At 67.4% G+C, this 17,523-nt stretch carries 19 protein-coding genes; 6 read left to right on the plus strand and 13 right to left on the minus strand.

Annotation, left to right across the window (positions count from 1 at the left end; translation table 11 throughout):
• Positions 1-118: 118 nt before the first annotated feature.
• From fumC to BXU09_RS06710, 4 genes are all read left to right on the plus strand, one after another.
• The gene (gene fumC, locus BXU09_RS06695) at positions 119-1,513 is read left to right on the plus strand and encodes a class II fumarate hydratase (RefSeq protein WP_078301347.1); all 1,395 of its coding nucleotides are present in this window, start codon (positions 119-121) and stop codon (positions 1,511-1,513) included.
• Positions 1,514-1,811: 298 nt separating this feature from the next.
• The gene (locus BXU09_RS06700; protein WP_078301348.1) at positions 1,812-1,994 is read left to right on the plus strand and encodes a hypothetical protein; all 183 of its coding nucleotides are present in this window, start codon (positions 1,812-1,814) and stop codon (positions 1,992-1,994) included.
• A 70-nt stretch (positions 1,995-2,064) separates the two neighbouring features.
• A complete protein-coding gene (gene nth, locus BXU09_RS06705) occupies positions 2,065-2,724 on the plus strand; it encodes an endonuclease III (protein WP_078304818.1) in 660 nt (219 codons plus the stop codon).
• A 42-nt stretch (positions 2,725-2,766) separates the two neighbouring features.
• On the plus strand, positions 2,767-3,558 hold the full coding sequence (locus BXU09_RS06710; RefSeq protein WP_078301350.1) for an SMI1/KNR4 family protein: 792 nt from the start codon (positions 2,767-2,769) through the stop codon (positions 3,556-3,558).
• A 13-nt stretch (positions 3,559-3,571) separates the two neighbouring features.
• Here BXU09_RS06710 and BXU09_RS06715 read toward each other — a convergent pair whose 3' ends face one another.
• The 3 genes from BXU09_RS06715 to def are packed head-to-tail and all read right to left on the minus strand — an operon-like array spanning position 3,572 to position 5,773.
• A complete protein-coding gene (locus tag BXU09_RS06715; protein WP_078301351.1) occupies positions 3,572-4,186 on the minus strand; it encodes a hypothetical protein in 615 nt (204 codons plus the stop codon).
• Between the two features lie 16 nt (positions 4,187-4,202).
• Positions 4,203-5,153: a methionyl-tRNA formyltransferase gene (gene fmt, locus BXU09_RS06720; protein ID WP_078301352.1), complete on the minus strand. Its 951-nt coding sequence runs from the start codon at positions 5,151-5,153 to the stop codon at positions 4,203-4,205.
• On the minus strand, positions 5,150-5,773 hold the full coding sequence (gene def, locus BXU09_RS06725; RefSeq protein ID WP_240501322.1) for a peptide deformylase: 624 nt from the start codon (positions 5,771-5,773) through the stop codon (positions 5,150-5,152). The genes fmt and def overlap by 4 nt, the downstream gene beginning before the upstream one ends.
• Before the next feature lie 262 nt (positions 5,774-6,035).
• On the opposite strand from def, the gene BXU09_RS06730 reads away from it, so the two are divergent.
• Positions 6,036-7,208, plus strand: a complete 1,173-nt coding sequence (locus BXU09_RS06730; RefSeq protein WP_078301355.1) for a tetratricopeptide repeat protein — start codon at positions 6,036-6,038, stop codon at positions 7,206-7,208.
• A 123-nt stretch (positions 7,209-7,331) separates the two neighbouring features.
• Here the strand turns inward: BXU09_RS06730 and BXU09_RS06735 are convergent, their stop codons facing one another.
• The gene (locus tag BXU09_RS06735) at positions 7,332-7,805 is read right to left on the minus strand and encodes a hypothetical protein (RefSeq protein WP_078301357.1); all 474 of its coding nucleotides are present in this window, start codon (positions 7,803-7,805) and stop codon (positions 7,332-7,334) included.
• Positions 7,806-7,864: 59 nt separating this feature from the next.
• Here BXU09_RS06735 and surE point away from each other — a divergent pair, with 59 nt between their 5' ends.
• The gene (gene surE / locus BXU09_RS06740; RefSeq protein ID WP_078301358.1) at positions 7,865-8,644 is read left to right on the plus strand and encodes a 5'/3'-nucleotidase SurE; all 780 of its coding nucleotides are present in this window, start codon (positions 7,865-7,867) and stop codon (positions 8,642-8,644) included.
• Positions 8,645-8,712: 68 nt separating this feature from the next.
• On the opposite strand, the gene BXU09_RS06745 is transcribed toward surE, so the two are convergent.
• The 9 genes from BXU09_RS06745 to BXU09_RS06780 all read right to left on the minus strand — a co-directional run bounded on the left by BXU09_RS06745 (position 8,713) and on the right by BXU09_RS06780 (position 17,487).
• Positions 8,713-9,891: a permease prefix domain 1-containing protein gene (locus BXU09_RS06745; protein ID WP_078301359.1), complete on the minus strand. Its 1,179-nt coding sequence runs from the start codon at positions 9,889-9,891 to the stop codon at positions 8,713-8,715.
• Complete coding sequence (locus BXU09_RS06750) at positions 9,888-10,217, minus strand: PadR family transcriptional regulator (RefSeq protein WP_078301361.1); 330 nt, start codon at positions 10,215-10,217, stop codon at positions 9,888-9,890. Before BXU09_RS06750 ends, BXU09_RS06745 begins: the two co-directional genes overlap by 4 nt.
• 243 nt (positions 10,218-10,460) lie before the next feature.
• Positions 10,461-10,733 (minus strand): hypothetical protein, encoded by a 273-nt coding sequence (locus BXU09_RS20170; protein WP_144012008.1) that lies wholly within the window; start codon positions 10,731-10,733, stop codon positions 10,461-10,463.
• A 107-nt stretch (positions 10,734-10,840) separates the two neighbouring features.
• Positions 10,841-11,095, minus strand: coding sequence for a hypothetical protein (locus BXU09_RS06755; RefSeq protein ID WP_078301362.1), 255 nt, complete (start codon positions 11,093-11,095; stop codon positions 10,841-10,843).
• Complete coding sequence (locus tag BXU09_RS06760; protein ID WP_240501060.1) at positions 11,095-11,943, minus strand: M23 family metallopeptidase; 849 nt, start codon at positions 11,941-11,943, stop codon at positions 11,095-11,097. The genes BXU09_RS06755 and BXU09_RS06760 overlap by 1 nt, the downstream gene beginning before the upstream one ends.
• A 219-nt stretch (positions 11,944-12,162) precedes the next feature.
• Positions 12,163-12,627, minus strand: a complete 465-nt coding sequence (locus tag BXU09_RS06765) for a PaaI family thioesterase (RefSeq protein ID WP_078301365.1) — start codon at positions 12,625-12,627, stop codon at positions 12,163-12,165.
• Positions 12,628-12,662: 35 nt separating this feature from the next.
• Positions 12,663-13,256: a DUF2231 domain-containing protein gene (locus BXU09_RS06770; RefSeq protein ID WP_078301367.1), complete on the minus strand. Its 594-nt coding sequence runs from the start codon at positions 13,254-13,256 to the stop codon at positions 12,663-12,665.
• 95 nt (positions 13,257-13,351) lie between these two features.
• A complete protein-coding gene (locus tag BXU09_RS06775; protein ID WP_078301369.1) occupies positions 13,352-14,323 on the minus strand; it encodes a GTP-binding protein in 972 nt (323 codons plus the stop codon).
• A gap of 59 nt (positions 14,324-14,382) precedes the next feature.
• The gene (locus BXU09_RS06780; protein ID WP_078301372.1) at positions 14,383-17,487 is read right to left on the minus strand and encodes a type ISP restriction/modification enzyme; all 3,105 of its coding nucleotides are present in this window, start codon (positions 17,485-17,487) and stop codon (positions 14,383-14,385) included.
• Positions 17,488-17,523: the final 36 nt, after the last annotated feature.

Consider the following 17,523-nt stretch of genomic DNA (forward strand, 5'->3'; position numbering starts at 1 on the left):
ACAAGCGTACCTGGGCGGCCGGTCAGGTGTGTGCAGAGTTGCCGCAGCGCGCCGGGTGTCCCGTTCCCCGGTTCGTGACAGGCCTCCTGTCGGGGCTGGGCCTTTAGACTCAGGTGCTATGACCAACATTCGTAAAGAGTCGGACACCATGGGCACCCTGGATGTGGACGCCAGCCGTTACTGGGGCGCGCAGACGGAGCGCAGCATCCATAACTTCCCGATCGGGCGGGATACGTTCGTGTGGGGCCGTCCGGTGATCCGGGCGCTGGGCATCCTGAAGAAGGGCGCGGCGCAGGCGAACGCGGATCTGGGGGAACTGCCGCGTGACGTGGCGGACCTGATCGTGCAGGCGGCCGACGAGGTGATTGCCGGGAAACTGGATGACCACTTCCCGCTGGTGGTGTTCCAGACGGGGTCGGGCACGCAGAGCAACATGAACTCGAACGAGGTGATCAGCAACCGCGCCATCGAGATCGCGGGCGGCGAGATGGGCAGCAAGAAGCCCGTGCACCCGAACGATCACGTGAACCGGGGTCAGAGCAGCAACGATACCTTCCCGACGGCCATGCACATCGCGGTGGTGCTGGAACTGAACGAGCGGCTGTACGGCAGTGTGGGCAAGCTGCGCGATACGCTGCACGCCAAGGCGCAGGAGCATGCGGGGCTGGTGAAGGTGGGCCGCACGCACCTTCAAGACGCCACGCCCATCACGCTGGGGCAGGAGATCGGCGGGTGGGTCGCGCAACTGGATTACGCGCTCGAGCAGGTGCGGCACGCGGGCGAGGGCCTGCTGGAACTGGCGATCGGCGGTACGGCGGTCGGGACGGGCCTGAACGCGCACCCGCAGTTCGGGGATCTGGCCGCGAAGAAGTACGCCGAGGAGACGGGCTTCGCGTTCCGTAGCGCCCAGAACAAGTTCGCGGCCCTGAGCGCGCACGACGCGCTGGTGCAGACCTCGGCGGCGTTGCGGACCCTGGCGGGCGCGCTGATGAAGATGGCGAACGACGTGCGCTGGCTGGCCAGCGGGCCCCGCAACGGCATCGGCGAGATCGTCATTCCCGAGAACGAGCCCGGCAGCTCCATCATGCCCGGCAAGGTGAACCCCACCCAGTCCGAGGCCATGACCATGGTCGCCACGCGCGTGTTCGGCAACGACGCGACCGTGGCGTTCGCGGGCAGCCAGGGGAACTTCCAGCTGAACGTGTTCAAGCCCGTCATGGTGCACGCCGTGCTGGAAAGCATCCGTCTGATCAGTGACGCCTGCCTCGCGTTCAACGACAACTGCGCGGTCGGCATCGAGCCGAACATCGAGAAGATCGAGCACAACCTCAGCATCAACCTGATGCAGGTCACGGCCCTGAACAAACACATCGGGTATGACCGGGCCGCCGCCATCGCCAAGAAAGCCCACAAGGAAGGCAGCAGCCTGAAGGAAGCGGCCCTGAGTCTGGGCTACGTCACGGACGCCGAGTTCGACGAGTGGGTCGTGCCGCTCGACATGACGCACAGCTGAACCCGGCTGTCGGTGGGGGAGAGGAGCTGCGTGTGCGGGCCTCTCCCCCCAGCCGTTGCAGACTGCATCACCTGCTTCTGCCCCCCGAAAAGATGCGTGCTGCAGGGCGTTTTTCAGGCTGGCTGCATAGCCTTGACACCCCGTGCATTCCGCGCTACATTGAAGAAATCAAGGTACACCACCACGGCCGCCCCGCAGGGCGGATTTTTTGTTTCGGGTGCAGGTGGGCGCGGGCTGCGTTAAGGCGTCCTGATGTGCGCGCCATCCAACCGCGCCGCCACGCGCGCAAGCTGAAGGCATGAGCGACGAGCAGAAGACCGGCTACGACCCCGCCAACCAGTCCCCCGCCGAGGGGCAGAGCCAGCCCATCCCGGACGCCGCGCAGGGCAAGGCCCCCAACGTGGACCCCGCCGCGAAACCCGAACCCGCCGAGGGTGGCCGCGACGAGGTTGAAGGCAGCAGCACCCCCAATCAGTCCTGAGGCCGTGACGGCTGAAACGACCCTGAACGTGGCCCGCCCGGATGACGAGCGGGCCGCGCTGCTCGTGTGGATGAAAGACACCCTGCGGCCCGAGTACGGCGAGCGACCCCTGAAACCCCGCCGGGAGCCGCTGCACGAGCTGATCAGCACCATCCTCTCGCAGCGCACCACGCACGCCGACGAGGAAGCCGCGTACCGGGAGCTGCGCACGCTGGGCGACTGGGACGCCATCATCGCCGCGCCCGTGGACGCCGTGGCGCATGCCATCCGCCGCAGCAACTACCCCGAGAGCAAGGCCCCGCGCATCCAGGCGACCCTGGCCGCGCTGCGCGACTCACCCGGCGGGTACGACCTGGAGCACCTGCGCGACCTGCCGGTCAAGGACGCCCTGAAAGTCCTGACCGACCTGCCCGGCGTGGGCATCAAGACCGCCAGCCTGGTGCTGCTGTTCAACTATGCCCGGCCGGTCTTCCCGGTGGACACGCACGTGCACCGCGTCACGACCCGCGTGGGCGCCATCCCGAAGATGGGTGAACAGGCCGCGCACCGCGCACTCCTGAAGCTGCTGCCGCCCGACCCGGCGTTCCTGTACGAACTGCACGTGAACCTGCTGCGGCACGGCCAGCGCGTGTGTTCGTGGTATGACCCGAAGTGCGGCGCGTGCGTGCTGAAATCCCGCTGCGACGCCCACGCGCAGTACGGTGATCGGGTGCCCGCCTGGAAGGGCTGAGGTGAGGCAGCGTGCCCTGGCCCGCTGTGTCACGCTGGGGGCATGTGGCGCTGGCTGATGCCCCTGCTGATCGTCCCGGCGATCCTGTACGCCACGACGGGCGTGTGGGCGGGCCGCCCGCCGCCATTGGAGGTACGCCGCGTGACCCCCGTGACCCTGCCCGAACCCCGTGACCTTCCCGAACTGCTGGCCCGCCTGGACGCCTGGGTGGCGCGCGAGGTCCCGCTGCACCACGCCACGCTACGCCCCGGCTTGACCGACGCCGCGCTGGACGCCTTCGAGGCGCGGCAGGGCGTGACGCTGCCCCCCGCCCTGCGCGCCCTGTACCGCTGGCATGACGGCGGTGACCTGTTCGGCCTGGAGTTCCTGAGCCTGGAGCATCTGGAATTCAACCGGGTGTCGTGGGCGGAAATTGCCGCCGATCGCATGACCGACCTGGACGAGGGCATCGCATCGCACCCGCCCGGCACGATCCGCCTCCTATATGCCACGGGCGACTGGCTGCCGTTCCTGCACGACGGGGGCGGGAACCACGTGGCGCTGGACCTGAACCCTGGTCCGGCCGGGCGCGTGGGACAGGTCGTCACCACGGGCCGCGACGAGGAGCACCGGTTCGTGCTGGCCCCCGACCTCGAAACCTTCCTGCGGGAGTATCTGCGCCGCCTGGAGACGGGCCGGGTGACGGTGCGCCGCCTGAGCGGTTTCAGCGACGAAGTCTGGGAGGTGCGCCTTCAGGAACCCGGCGGACGCGCTCCGGATGGGTACGGGGTACTGGCTGACCTGTTCCCCGCGTTCGGCGCGGCTCCCGAGCGCATGGACACCCGCTGGCCGTGATGAACGGCCGCGCTCAGCCTCGTTCGCGTTCGCGCAGCACGAGCTGGATCAGGCCCAGCAGCACCAGTTCGTCGTCCTGTCCGGGGCGGGGCTGGAGTTCCTGCACGGTGAAGCGGCGTGACAGGAAGCTGCGTTTCTTGTGCACGCGGTACGCGGGTTGCCCGCCCGCGTCGGTGACGGTGTAGGTGGGGTTCACGAGGTAGTCGAAGCCCATGGCGATCAGGTCCCCGATGAACGGCACGGCCCCGATGGCGCCCTCGACGACGCTCAGCCAGGGTTGGTCGTCGCGGATGGTGAAGCGGGCCTCCTGTTCCGGGCCGAGCAGATCGTAACTGGCGCCCCACAGGGTCCGCAGGCCCTGCGCCTGGAGCGCGCCGACGGGGCTGCCGTCGGCGCGGCTGATGAAGCGCCGGGCTTTCCAGTCGAGGGCGCCGGCCATGAAGCCCTGGGCTTTCATGGCGTGCGTCTGCACTTTCCGGGTCTCGTCGCTGTACACGCGGACCTCGTCGCGGACGCTGAAGGTCTTCTCCTTGACGAGCGCGATGAGGGCGCCGCTCGCGTCCGTGACGCGCAGTTCGGTGAACAGGCTGAACTTGAATTCCAGCGTCAGGGGAAAGGTGAGCTTCACGCTGTCCCTTACGGGGTCAGGGGTCGGTGGGTTCCCACTGGTCGAGGCGGGTGCCGGGCGTGATGCCCGCGCCCTGCGCCCAGGTGTGGGCGGGCTGGGCCTTGCGGGCCTCGGGCTGCACGGTGCGGATCAGGACGGCTCTCTCCTGCGCGGCGACCGTCAGGCCTCCCTCGGTGACGCCCAGCACCTCGCCGGGCTGGCCGGACCCAGTGGTGACGCTGAGGCCCGCGAGTTTCAGGCGCGCGCCGCCCAGGAAGGCGGTCGTCTGCGGCCACGCGGCCACGCCACGGGAGCGGTTCACGATCTGCGCGGCCGTGTCGGTCCAGCGGACGAAGCCGTCCTCCTTGGTCAGCATTGGGGCGTGCGTGGCGAGGTTCTCGTCCTGCGGGGTGGGTTGCAGGCCGCCCAGGTCGGACAGCGCCTGCACGATCAGCCGGGCCGCCTGCGCGCTCAGGGCGTCCGCCAGTTCATGGGCCGTCCACTCGGGCGCGATGGGCAGCGCCTCCTGAAGCAGCACCGGGCCGGTGTCCATGCCCTCGTCGGTCTGCATGATCGTCGTGCCGGTCACGGCCTCGCCCCGGATCAGCGCCCACTGGATCGGCGCGGCCCCCCGGTAGGCGGGCAGCAGGCTGGTGTGCGTGTTCAGGAACCCGTACCGGGGCACCTCCAGCACGCTGGCGGGCAGGATCTTGCCGTACGCGCAGGTGACGGCCACGTCCGCGCCGGAGTCGCGCAGGGTCGCCTCGAAATCCGGGTTGCGGCGCAGGCGGGTGGGTTGCGCGAGCGGCAGGCCCAGTTCGGCGGCGCGGGCCGCGACGGGCGGCGGCGTGAGCTTCAGGCCGCGCCCCACCGGTTTATCCGGTTGCGCGACCACCAGCACCACCTCGAATGCCCCGCGGATCGCTTCCAGCACCGGCAGGGCGAAGGCGGGCGACCCGAAGAACGCCACGCGCGGCGGGCGGCTCATGCGCGCTCGGCGCGGCGGCGCTGCTCGTGCGCGGCCAGGTCGTTCAGCAACGCGCGGGATTTCTGCTGGATGGCCAGCAGTTCCTTGCGGTAATCCTCGGTCACCTCGGCCGGCAGGCGGTCCAGGAACATCACGCCGTCCAGGTGGTCGGCCTCATGCTGGAACACCCGCGCGAGGTAATCGTCCGCCTCGATCACGCGGCTCATGCCGTCCAGGTCGGTGTAGGACACCTGCACGGCGCGGGCGCGCGGCACGCCCTCCTCGTAGATGCCGGGAATGCTGAGGCAGCCCTCCTGGTACGAGCGGTCCTTTTTCTTGTTGATGACCTTCAGGACCGGGTTGAGCATCACGAAGTCACGCAGCACCCGCGAGCGCAGGTTGTCGTCGCCGCCCTCGTTCTCTTCCTCGTCGTCCTCGTACTCGACGGCCACGAACATCCGCACGGGCAGGCCGATCTGCGGGGCGGCCAGTCCGACGCCGCGCGCCTCGAACATCGTTTCGAGCATGCTGTTCGCCACCTGCCGCACCGTCTGCGGATCGAAGCCCGGCACGGTCAGCGTGTCGGTGGCCTGCAGGGGTTTGGCTTTGCGGCGCAGCACCGGGTCGCCGTACAGGCGCAGCGGGTACACGCGGGGAGAATCGAGGTCCGTCACAATGCTCTGTTTTACCAGACGGGCGGCCCCGCGACCCTGCCGCTGATCCCAGTCCAGCCGCCGGCCCCGCACCCGGCTGCCCCCCGCGTGCCGGTCGGATGGCGGGAGCATGAACGGCCCCTCACGCAAGTTCGCCCCTGAGCGTCAGGTAAGCGTGATTACAATGACCGTCAGTCAGTTGAGAGCCCCCCCCTCCCGTTCACCCGGCGCACCCGCCCCAAGGAGACCCATGACCCCCACCCGACCCACCCTGATCCTGACCCTGACCGCCGCCCTGCTGGGCCACGCCAGCGCCCAGACCGAACCCGCCCAGAGCGCACCCACGCCCGCGCCCACCAGCCTGCTCACGCAGACCCAGAGCGCCGCGCAGGCCGCCGCCGAGGCCCGCGACCTGACCCTCAAGGCCCGCAGCGCCTACCCGGCCGGCAGCGCCAACATCGACCAGACCCTCTGGAAACAGGCGGCCGCCGCCGCCGAAACCGCCGTGAGCGCCGCGCCCGGCAACCCCGACTACCTGAAACTGCGCGCCCAGATCTACACCGAAGTCGGCTTCTGGCGGCAGGCGGAACTCGCCTGGAACGCCTACTTCCGCGCCGCACCGGCCGCCGGAACGGCCGAATCGCAGCAGGCGGGCGCCGTGCAGTACAACCTCGGGTACGCCGCGTACACCCGCAACATGCCCGACCAGGCAGCCACGTTCTTCGCGGCCTGCCTGCAACTCGACCCGAACAGCGTCCCCTGCGCCACCTGGGCCGCCCGCACCGCGCTGGAAGCCGGGAACTACACCCAGGCGCAGACGCTGTACGCCCGCGCCCTCACCCTGAACCCCGCCGATAAGACCCTGACGTACTTCCAGGGGCTCGCGCAGAGCGCCGGACGCTACGGCCCCGCCGCCACCCGCGCCTTCAGCCGCGCCTACGGGGACCGCGAGGCCGGCCGCAAAACGCAGGCCCTCGCCGGATTCCAGGAAGCCGCCCGCAGCGCACCCAACTTCGCCGAGGCGCAACGCGAAGCCGGACGGCTGGCCCTGGAACTCGGGAACACCCAGGCCGCGCTGGACGCCTACACGGCCCTGAACGCCCTGCCGAACCCCACCGCCGCCGACCGCTTCAACCTGACCCTCGCCACCGAGGCGCAGCAGTACGGCCTGAACGCCGTGCAGACCTACCGCGCCGCGTACCAGAAGTACACGGCCGGTGACAAAACCGCCGCCGAGGCCGGATTCCTGACCGCCACGCAGCAGAGCCCCACCTACGCCAAAGCCTGGGCGTGGCTGGGCCGCACCCGCTACGAAGCGAAGAACTACGCGGGCGCCGCCGAGGCATACGCGCAGGCCGTGAAACTCGACCCCACCGACAAGAGCAGCGCCTACTACCTGAAACTCGCGCAGCAGGGCAAGTAACCCCCGCGACCTGAATGGGCGGCCCTGTAACCGACAGGGCCGCCCATCACCCATCACCCATCACCCATCACCCATCACCCATCACCCATCACCCATCACCCATCACCCATCACCCATCACCCATCACCCATCACCCATCTGGCAGCGGTACGTGGCCCCCTGCCAGTCGAACTTCAGACCGAACAGGTTCCAGGTGCCCAGCAGGCCCGCCAGCGTGACCCGCCCCAGCGGCTGCCCCTGGGTGACGTAACGGTCGAACAGGCCGCGCACCCGCGGGACGTTCTGACCGGCCTGCAACACCCTGTGCGCGGCGTCGTTCGTGTCGAGGTTCACCACGCGGTAGTGCAGCGCCCCGCTGGCCTGCAGGGTCAGGGACGCCCGCAACTCCGGCCGCCCCGCCGCCTGACAGGCCAGCCACTGAACCCTCAGCGGCTCTCCGGAGCGTGAGCGGGCGACCTCCGCGTGCGGCAGGCGCGGCCCGCTCCGGGCCACACCGGCATCCGGCAGCGCCAGCACGAGGAACGCCGCGACCAGCCGTCCAGTCGCCAGCCGTCCAGTCACCATCAACGCCACGTTCCGGTCCGCCTTCCCCGTCATGCCCCACCATACGCCGGGGCCGGGTGAACCCATGACCGGCCGCGCGCTACGCTGCCCCCATGAGCAACCCCGCCCCCCGCCCCCGGATCCTCGTGGCGAACGACGACGGCATCTTCAGCCCCGGCATCAAGGCCCTGGCCCTGGCCATGAGCACCTTCGCGGACGTGATCGTCAGCGCCCCCGACGTCGAACAGAGCGCCGTCGGGCACGGCATCACCATCCGCCGGCCCCTGCGTTTCAAGCACACCGCCAGCGCCGGTTTCGGCGACATTCCCGCCTACCGCGTGGACGGCACGCCCGCCGACTGCGTCGTGCTGGGCGTCCACCTGACCGGCCAGCCGGACCTGGTGGTCAGCGGCATCAACCTCGGCCCGAACCTCGGCGACGACCTGACCCACAGCGGCACCGTCGCCGCCGCCATCGAGGGCCTGAGCCTCGGCGTGCCCGCCATCGCCTTCAGCCAGCAGGCCACCCCCGCCGGCGAGTACGACTTCGCGCCCGGCGCCGCGTACGCCGCCCGCCTCGCCCAGGAAGTCCTGACGCGCGGCCTGCCCCCCCGCACCCTGCTGAACGTCAACTTCCCCGCCCTGCCCCCACGCGGCGTGCGCGTCACCCGCGTCGGCGAGCACCGCTGGGAAGACCGCCTCGTCACCCGCCACGACCCCGAAGGCCGCGAATACCACTGGGTCGCCGGCACCAGCACCGCCCCCGACGCCCACGACCCCGACACCGACTACGGCGCCGTCGAAGCCGGCCTGATCAGCGTCACACCCGTCCGCATCGACCTGACCGCCCGCGACCTGCTGGGTGAACTGGCCGGGTACGTCCCGCAGCTGTAAGGGCAGATGACGGGAGGAGGGAGTGGGCCGAAGCTCACGTCCCCCTGCTCAACGAATCAGGAGGCCGATCAGGGCTGCACCACCCGCACCTGCGTCGCCGGGACGGGCGTCAGCACCGGGCGCTGGAGGTTCGCGGTGTTCACGCGGTACACCACGGCCGCCTTCACGCCCTGTGCGGTCGCCTGATCGAGTTCCGCCTGCGAGTTCACCAGCCGGATATTGGGGGTCAGTTCGTCCGTGAAGGCAATCCGGCCGTCCTGCCGGGCGCGTACCCACAGCATTTCCGGCGCGTCCACGCCCCGGCGGTCCTCGTTGATCCGCAGGATGTTCTGCACCACCGCGAACACCTCCCCGTCCTTGCCCGGCACGGCCAGCTGAGGGGCGGCAGGATCGGCGGGCTGGCGCGTGCTCTGCGGGAGGACATTCACGGGAATGGGCAGCGAGGTGTCCGTCCGGCGCGCCCCTGTCAATCCGTTGGCAATGAGATCCACCGTCCGGACCGGTGCCTGCGCGGTCCCGATGGGAATGCGGGCGGCGCCGATGGTCAGGACCGGATTGGTCAGGCCCGTGAAGCTGAACGGTTGTGAGGTCACGGAGGTCAGGAAAGTCGTCAGGAACATGCTCGGCAGGTACTGCTGGCCGTTCATCGTTTCGATCTGGAACGACACCTGTGGGACGGTTCCGGTGACACCACCGTTCAGTGTGAGGACGCGAGGACCTGCATAGGCGTTCACTGGAACACGCGCCGACTTCAGGGCCGCCAGCAGGTCCGTCACGCTCAGTAGTGGGCCGTACACCGCGAAGGCGCCGGTCCGGCACTGCTCACGCAGGCCCTCCACGCCGCCTGCCTGCTCCAGCAGCCGCTGCGCGACAGGATTCTGCCCGGCAACGGTCTGTCCCGTCCTGACGGCACAGATCTGCGGGTCCGTATCCTGCGGCAAAAAAGTCGACTGCACGGCGCTGACCTGCGCCACGGCCTGCAAGCTCAGCAGGCCTGCCACGCCCAGCAGGAGGGTGGCCCGGATGGCGGCGGGTGCGGTGTGGACGCGGCTGAGGTCGCGGGCGATGGCGTGGGGGCTGCCCAGGTCGCGCAGCGCGGCCCGTTCAGCGTCGGCAGCACTCAGGCCGCACAACTGGTGGCGGTAGATCTTGTCCTCGATGGCGCCGCGCAGTTCCAGGGCTGCGTCGCGTTTCCTGGTGCCCCAGAGGCCGCGGGTGGCGTGGCGGATGAACTGGTCGCGGTTCATGCCGGGCCGCCGATGACGCCGCGGACGGCGCGGGTGAAGCGTTCGTATTTTTCGCGCTGGGCTTTCAGTTCGGCTGTTCCGGTGGGGGTGAGGGTGTAGACCTTGACGGGGCTGCCGCCGCGCGGGAGGACCTGGAATTCGCCGTGGATGAAGTTCTGTTTTTCGAGGCGGTGCAGGGCGGGGTAGAGGGTGCCTTCGCGCAGGGCGAAGTGGCCGTCGGTGGCGGCCTGGACGTCGGCGATGATCTGGCCGCCGTAGCGCGGGCCTGTTTCGAGGGTGGCGAGGAGGAGGAGGTCGAGGTGGCCTTTGAGCTGCTGGGCGTCCATGGGGCTCCTTCCGGGGTCACGCGCGGTGACCTCGCTTGGCGATGCTGGTGGTAAGGGCATCGTAAAGCGAGGGGCATCGGAATGCAAGAGGGATTACGCCACGCTGCTCGACGAGGACTGTGCCGCCCCTGTTGCAGATGCAACGATGCCGGTGGTCGCGCCGCCTGTAGACCCGGCATACAGACGTCCCTACCGATGACGGCTCCGTCTCCCCCGCCGTTGGGAACCAGACCGCCCGGTCCATCAACTGCGGTTGGTCGGGTCGTCACCCCCTGCCTGCACAGGCGCGGTCTGGTCAGGTGATTGACCTCCAAATTCCTGTTGTGCGCGCTGGAATGCCTCGCTCAGCGCGTCGTCTGGTGGGGGCGGGGCACTCCAGGTGTGCACGGGTGGGGGCGGCGGCGGGGGTGGAACGCCCTGCCCGAACAGGCCGTTGAGGGCCACGCCCACCTGCCCGAGGCCCTGCGCGAACCGCCTCCAGGTGTCTTTCCAGCGGTGTGGAGGGTGATCGGGCATGGGTTCAGCGTAGAGGACCGGAACCTGCCGGGGATCGGTCAAATGGCGCAGTGGCTCCTTATGGGCATCGTAAAGCGAGGGGCATCGGAATGCGAGCGGCCGTGGGCTCAGCGGCTGGCCTGCACCTGAAACACCCAGGCGCGCACGCCCTCCGGCACCGGCAGGGGCGGCACCTCGCCCGCCCAGCGGCTCGCGACCAGCGTCAGCTCCGGCTGCGCGACCGAGAGCAGCAGCTCGGCCCCCAGGAACCCGGCCTGACCGGGCAGCGCGTCCAGAAAGGCGTGCAGGGCGGCGCGGGCCGCCTCGCCCTTGCCCTCGGCGTAGTGGACGCAGGCGGCCGGAACGCGGTCCTGGGCGGGCATCAGTACAGGCTCAGGGGATCGCGGGGATCCCAGCGCAGGTACGTGCCGAAATGCAGGTGCGGCCCGGTGCTGCGCCCGGTATTCCCGACCCGCCCGACCGGCTGGCCGCGCACGACCAGTTCGCCCTTCTGCACGAGGTTGGCGCTCAGGTGCGCGTAGCGGGTGATCCAGCCGTCCGGGTGTTCCAGCACGACCGTCCAGCCCCAGCCCCGGTCGAAGTCCGGGCGGGATTCCAGCACGCGGCCCGAACGGGCGGCGCGGACCGGGGTACCGACCGGCGCGACGATATCCACGCCCAGGTGATCCTCGCGCACGCCGCCCAGCACGCGCGGCCCGTAGCCGCTGCTGACACCGTGATAACCCGCCACCGGCCACAGCCACCCGCCGGAACGGCCGGACGAACTGGCCGTGCGGACGGTCGCGGCGCTGCGAGCCACCGGGGCCGGGGAGGCGGCGGCGCTGCGGCCGGGAATGGTCAGGCGCGCCCCGGCCCACACGGCCTTCCCGCCCCGGTAGCTGGGGTTGGCGCTGAGCAGGGCGCTCAGGCTCAGGCCGTAGCGGGCGGCGATCACGGACAGGTTCTCACCGTTTTTCACGGTGTGCGTCCGGGCGGGCAGTGTCCGGTCCGGCAGGGTCAGCACCCACCCAGCCTGCACCTGATCCGTCCCGCGCAGCCGGGCGTTCACGGCGCGGATCTGCGCTGCGCTGACCCCGGCGCGCGCCGCGATACCGCTGAGGGTATCCCCCGGCTGCACCCGGTACGACGTGACGGCCTGCGCCGACGCGCCCAGGCACAGCAGCAGGGCCGCGCCCCGCAGGAACCGCTGGACAGACTGCCGTTCGTTCACGCCGCGCAGCATACCCGCTCCCGCCTGACGGAACCTGATACGGACTCCGGTTGAAAGGTTTGCAAACCTTTCAACCCGAGCGGAGCGACTCGTAGAGCTGCCCCGCAGAGTAGGAGAAAAACGGGTTCCGGGCGTGGAGTTGACGGATCGGTGGTGTTCCGATCTGTCAACGAAACAGACGGAGTCCGTATGAGCGGCCCACCCGACGGGGCCGTGCCATCACGCGCCGGTGGCGATCACGTTGCAGGTGCAGCGCGCCAGACTGGTCACGCGGTCCCGCTCGTCGCGGATCTCGACCGTCCAGACCATCATACTGCGCCCCCGGTACGCCAGGGTCGCCTCGCCCGTCACCCAGCCGTCCGTCACGCCGCGCACGTGCGTGCCGCTCAGGTCCACGCCGACCGCCACCTGCCGCGTCGGGTCCAGGTTCAGCCACGACCCCACGCTGGCCAGTTCCTCGGCCAGGGCGAGGTTCGCGCCGCCGTGCAGTCGCCCGGCCGGCTGGCGGTTCCCCTCGACCGGCATCCTCGCCACCAGCCGCTCGCGGCCCACCTGCACGAACTCGATGCCCAGCCGTGCGCCCAGCGTGCCCTGAAGGGCGTTCATGCGGCCCGCCAGCGCCTCGGGCGACAGCGTGTCGAGTTCATGCGCGGTGGGGAACAGCAGGTCCGGGTGCAGCGTCATGCCCCGATGCTACCGCCCACACCGGCTCCAGGGAATCAGCCCTGCCGGTGGGCCAGCGTGCGCCCTACCCCCAGCCCGTGCCGGTACACCAGCTCGCCGCCCAGGAACCCGCCCGCGACCGCCACGCCCAGCGCCGCGCCCGACAGGGCCTTTCCCAGCCCGCGCCGCCCCCGCCGCCGGGCCAGCAGCGACCCCACGTTCAGCACGAACGCCGCCTCGTTCAGCGCCCCGTGAATCAGGCCGGTACGCCGCGCCTGCCCGCGCGTGTTCGACCAGTCGGCCCAGCCGGTCGCGATGGTCCCCACCGCGCCCAGCGTGCCCAGCAGCAGCGCCCGGTCCGCCGCCGCGTCGTTCGCGCCCGGCGACCGCGCCGGCAGGTGATCGAGCGCCGCCGCGATCATCCACCCGCCCAGCGGCAGGTGCACCAGAATCGGGTGCAGCGGGTGCCCCAGCCACTCGCCGTGCAGAGCGTCCGTCACGCCGCCGGGCAGGGTCGCCTCCGCGCCGCGCAGTAGCGTCTGGAGCGTGTCGGCCACGCCCTCCAGCGTGTCGTGGTCACTGACGGCGTCCTCCAGGACGTGGGCAGGCGGAACGTGGGCGGGCGGCCGGGAACGGTTCAGGTTCAGCATGAAAGACCTCCTGTGAGGCCCCTACCGTAGGGCGCCCCACCCCCCGGCGCGTGCGAGGCGACTTCAGGTTCGTTCATGCCCGCCCGGCCCAGGCTTCAGTCCGGGATCAGGTCGGCCGGGTCCGGCGTCAGGCACGCCTCCCACGCCGCCCCGAACTCCGCGCGGTCCAGGCCCCGCCCGATCACCACCAGTTCGGAGGTGCCGTCCCCGGCGTCCCAGGCGTCCGCCGTGAACAGGTCCCGCACCGCCTGAAACAGAATCCGCTGCGGGTACCCGAACAGATCCAGGAACCCCTTGGCGCGCAGCACCTCCGCCGGGCGGGACAGCAGGTAATCGGTCATGAAGCGCTGCCAGCGGTACGGGTCCAGCGGCCGGTCGGCGCGCAGCGTGAACGAGGTCAGGCCCGGCGTGTGCGCCGCGCGGGCATCCACGCCGTCCAGCACGCGCGGATCGAAGTCGTCGCGGGCCAGCAGGGCGTCCGCGTCCACCTGACCCCGCTCCACCCGTTTGATCTCCGCCAGGGGATTCACGCCGCGCAACACGCCCTGCGCGTGATCCAGCAGCGCCGGGTCCGCCTGATCGGTCTTGTTCAGCACGACCACGTTCGCATACGCCAGCTGCCGCGCCGCCTCCGGATGCTCCCGCAACGTCTGAAGCGCGTGCCGGGCGTCCACGACCGCCACCAGCGTCGTCACGCGGAACGCCGCGCGCACCGACCGTTCCAGCAGCGTCGTCAGCACCGGCGTCGGGTCCGCCACGCCCGACAGCTCCACCACTACCGCGTCCGGCTTCTGCTCCCGCATGGCAATCGTCACCAGCGCCCGCAGCAGGTCATCCCGCCCCGTGCAGCACAGGCACCCGGCCGTCAGTTCCGTCACGTCGTCCTGAAGCCGCTCGATGAGTGAACCATCCACGCCCTGCGCGCCGAACTCGTTCACGATCACACCCAGCCGGTGCGGCAACGACCGGATCAGGTGATTCACCAGCGTCGTCTTCCCCGCACCCAGAAACCCACCCACCACAATCACCGGAATGCGTTCATCAGGGCGGTCAGCGGGCACAGTCATGCCGCGCAGGATACGGGTCGCAGCCCACCCCAAGAGTAAGCCGCGCCCCCACCACACCCTTACAGCGTCTCGTCCGGCATGTCCCCCAGAATCCGCATGGTTTCCATGCTGACTGTCGTTACGCGCGCCAGCAGGTCAATCACGCGCTCCTTGTGATCCGCGAAACGGTACGTGTTGAACTGCTCGCGGATCGTCGGGTCTTTCGGGGTGGTTTCCTTGTGCCGTTCCAGCACCCACTCCAGCGCAGAACGGTTCCCCAGCCGGTACGCCCAGGCCTGCGCCGGAACGCCACTCAGGGTCGTCAGGCCATCCAGTTCAATCGCCCCGGTCGGGTTCTTCGCCGTGTCCTTCACGACCTTCAGTTTGGCCTTCTGGGCCAGCTTCAGCGCTTCGGGCGTGTCATTCTTCAGCTGAATGTCCTTCCGTTTCAGCGGGAACGGTTTGACTGTCTCAAACCCGATGTGCAGGTCCATCAGTTCACGACCCCACGCCACCCACTGCGGGAAGTTGTCGTAGAACGGAATGCGGGGGAACTCCTGCTTGAGGTTCAGGGCGTACTTCTCCCGGTACGCCGGATGATGGAGAACCGCGTAAACATAATGGAAAATATCCTCCCTTGAAACTGTTTCATGTTTATATATCTTTGCGAAAGTTTTCAATGTTCTCGGAGGTATGTTGCTCACTCTCCTTCCACTATCGTACCAGTGTATGGGAAATACCTGTGTTTTCTCAAGATAGTCCAGAGAAGGTATCTTTTCTGTTGCTAAACTTTGGAAATTCTTGGAAGATCCTTGTCCTGATATTGCAATAACCTTATTTTCTTTGTTTTCGCCAAATATATTGTCCATCTGATAAACTCTGTGAATAATGGGCTTGGCAAAATATACCCACTCATCGTAGAAGGGCCTGTATGATGAATGTATAATTGACTTTGGAGAGTAGTATATTTCCGTATCTCTGTCTAATTTATCCTCCAATTCGCTTGTCCATTTTATTCTTCTGTCGACAAAATCTTTTAGTGAAATTTTCCTATTATTAATCTTCCATCTGGATCTATCCTTTTCGTATATTTCAATAAAGTATTTAATTTTATTCTTCAGTGAGTCGCTTGAAATATCGAATGCCCACTCATCTCTATTGCTGGCAACCCCTAAAGAGTATCTCCAGAATATAGTTTCCGACGTCATCAAGTCACCACTTGTTTTTTCATTCTTATCTGCCAATTTAATAAAATTATCCCAGCTGTGCTCGCTTTGTCCTACCCAGTTAAATTTATCGTCCGGCACTATATTTTCGAATTCAATTTCTTTGAACTTTGTCTCGGCCAGCCACGCCAGTTTCTCGCGGGCTAGTTCCATCTCGGGGCGGCGGGCATATTGAATCGTTGCCGTTTCGGCTTTCTCGCCTGCTGGCTGTTTCTTGCTGGGTGTTTTTTTAATCAGGAAAGCAATGGCAATGCCGGTCTGAATGGCGAAGACGTTGTGTTTAGGGCCGCTGAGTTTGGGGTTGGCGCGCACGTCGCCGCCCAAGTCGACCACGTAGATGTGCGTGTACTCCTGCGCGGCCAGTTTGCGGAATCCGTCGAAGGTGCGGCTGTCGATGAAGCTGCGGTTCATGACGAACGCGACGATGCCGTCTTCTTTCAGGCGGTCGGTGGCCCAGCGGAGAAAGCGGGAATACATGTCGTACAGCTTGGTTTTCTGGGCGCGGCTGGCGGCGACGTAGGTTTCCTTGATGCGCCGGTCGATCTGTGGGTATTCGCGGTTCTTGTTGTTGTCGTTCTCGTTGGCCTGGTTGGCCCGGTACGGGGGGTTGCCGATGATCACGCGGACGGGTCGGTCGTTCTGGCGTTTCACGCGGTCCAGGTTTTCGGCGCTGACGCTGCCGAACAGGGAGTTCTGGGCGCTGCGGATGCCGAAGCCGGTGTTGTCCAGTGTGTCGACCAGGACGATGTTCCTGAATTCGGCGTACTTGCCCATTTTCTGCGCGTAGGTGGCTTCGATGTTCAGGTTGGCGATGTAGTAGGGCAGGAGGGCCAGTTCGTTGCAGTGCAGTTCGTTGGCGTACTTGTACTCCAGGGTTTTCCTGGGCAGGTAGTCGATCAGTTCGGTGATGAAGGTGCCGGTGCCGGTGGCTGGGTCGAGAATTTCGACGCCCTTGTCGGCCAGTCCTTTTTTGAAGTGGCGTTCGAGCAGGGTGTCGGTGGCTTCGATCATGAAGCGCACGATTTCGCCGGGGGTGTAGAAGATGCCCAGGCGGTCGGCTCCGGCGGGGTTGTACGCGCGGTAGAAGTTCTCGTACAGGACTTTCAGGAAGCGTTGTTTCTCGTGGTGGTCGGCGATGTGGCTGGCGGCGGCCTGAATGGCTCCGTAGTAGCGTTTGGTGCGTCCGGCGATGTCGCGTTTGACTGGGCCGGTGTAGAAGGTGTCGGCCAGTTTCTGGAGTTGCTGGGCGACGTTGTTGTCTTCGTGGTACTGGGCGTTGTCGAACACGCTGCGGAACAGGTCGCCGGTCAGAATGTGCTGAATCAGCATCTCTCCGGCGTCGGTGGCGCTGAATTCCGGGTTGATGGCTTCCTGGCCGATCTCGATGAATTCTTTGCGGTCGTGAACGAAGGTTTTGTTCTGCTCTGCGGCGGTGATGGCGTCGCGCAGGATTTTCAGCAGGTGCGGCATTTCGTCTTTGAAGTGTTCGATGGCGCGGCGGAATTCCGTGACCTGTTCCGGTACGAACGCGAAGAAGGTCTGGAGCAGTGTGGTGAGGGCGTCGGCTTCTTCCATGTTGACGCGCGTGACTTCCTGGCCGTGTTGGATCAGGATGGCGGTCCGGCTGTCCTCGAAGATGATGTTGTCTTTGGGGTAGCCCTTGGCGAATTTCTTGGTGATTTCGTCGTCCAGGGTGTCGTTCTCGTCTTTGCTTTCCCAGTAACCCCGGTTCTGTTGCAGGGAGTCTTTCAGGGTGCCGTCGGGGTAGACGGTGTTTTTCTGGCCTTTGGGCTTGTACCCGACTTCAGGAACAAGTCGCAGGCTGTCGCCGTGGCTTTCGGCCCATTCGCTCAGCAGGGATTGGAAGGCGGAACGGATGCTGGTTTCGTTCCGGGTGCCGCCGTACTGGATGGCGTCTTCCAGGCGTTTCTGGAATTTCTTGACCAGCTCTTTTGACATGCCGCCAGTGTAGGTCGGGCGGGAAGGCTTACAGGC

Source organism: Deinococcus sp. LM3, assembly GCF_002017875.1.
Lineage (GTDB): Bacteria > Deinococcota > Deinococci > Deinococcales > Deinococcaceae > Deinococcus.

Coding starts and splice junctions, on each gene's coding strand:
- BXU09_RS06755 (WP_078301362.1), bottom strand. CDS start 11,095: ATGCCCGCCCAGGACCGCGTTCCGGCCGCCTGCGTCCACTACGCCGAG.
- BXU09_RS06750 (WP_078301361.1), bottom strand. CDS start 10,217: ATGGACGCCCAGCAGCTCAAAGGCCACCTCGACCTCCTCCTCCTCGCC.
- surE (WP_078301358.1), top strand. CDS start 7,865: ATGAGCAACCCCGCCCCCCGCCCCCGGATCCTCGTGGCGAACGACGAC.
- BXU09_RS20170 (WP_144012008.1), bottom strand. CDS start 10,733: ATGCCCGATCACCCTCCACACCGCTGGAAAGACACCTGGAGGCGGTTC.
- fumC (WP_078301347.1), top strand. CDS start 119: ATGACCAACATTCGTAAAGAGTCGGACACCATGGGCACCCTGGATGTG.
- BXU09_RS06735 (WP_078301357.1), bottom strand. CDS start 7,805: ATGACGGGGAAGGCGGACCGGAACGTGGCGTTGATGGTGACTGGACGG.
- fmt (WP_078301352.1), bottom strand. CDS start 5,153: ATGAGCCGCCCGCCGCGCGTGGCGTTCTTCGGGTCGCCCGCCTTCGCC.
- nth (WP_078304818.1), top strand. CDS start 2,065: ATGAAAGACACCCTGCGGCCCGAGTACGGCGAGCGACCCCTGAAACCC.
- BXU09_RS06775 (WP_078301369.1), bottom strand. CDS start 14,323: ATGACTGTGCCCGCTGACCGCCCTGATGAACGCATTCCGGTGATTGTG.
- BXU09_RS06730 (WP_078301355.1), top strand. CDS start 6,036: ATGACCCCCACCCGACCCACCCTGATCCTGACCCTGACCGCCGCCCTG.
- BXU09_RS06780 (WP_078301372.1), bottom strand. CDS start 17,487: ATGTCAAAAGAGCTGGTCAAGAAATTCCAGAAACGCCTGGAAGACGCC.
- BXU09_RS06745 (WP_078301359.1), bottom strand. CDS start 9,891: ATGAACCGCGACCAGTTCATCCGCCACGCCACCCGCGGCCTCTGGGGC.
- BXU09_RS06765 (WP_078301365.1), bottom strand. CDS start 12,627: ATGACGCTGCACCCGGACCTGCTGTTCCCCACCGCGCATGAACTCGAC.
- BXU09_RS06710 (WP_078301350.1), top strand. CDS start 2,767: ATGTGGCGCTGGCTGATGCCCCTGCTGATCGTCCCGGCGATCCTGTAC.
- BXU09_RS06770 (WP_078301367.1), bottom strand. CDS start 13,256: ATGCTGAACCTGAACCGTTCCCGGCCGCCCGCCCACGTTCCGCCTGCC.
- BXU09_RS06700 (WP_078301348.1), top strand. CDS start 1,812: ATGAGCGACGAGCAGAAGACCGGCTACGACCCCGCCAACCAGTCCCCC.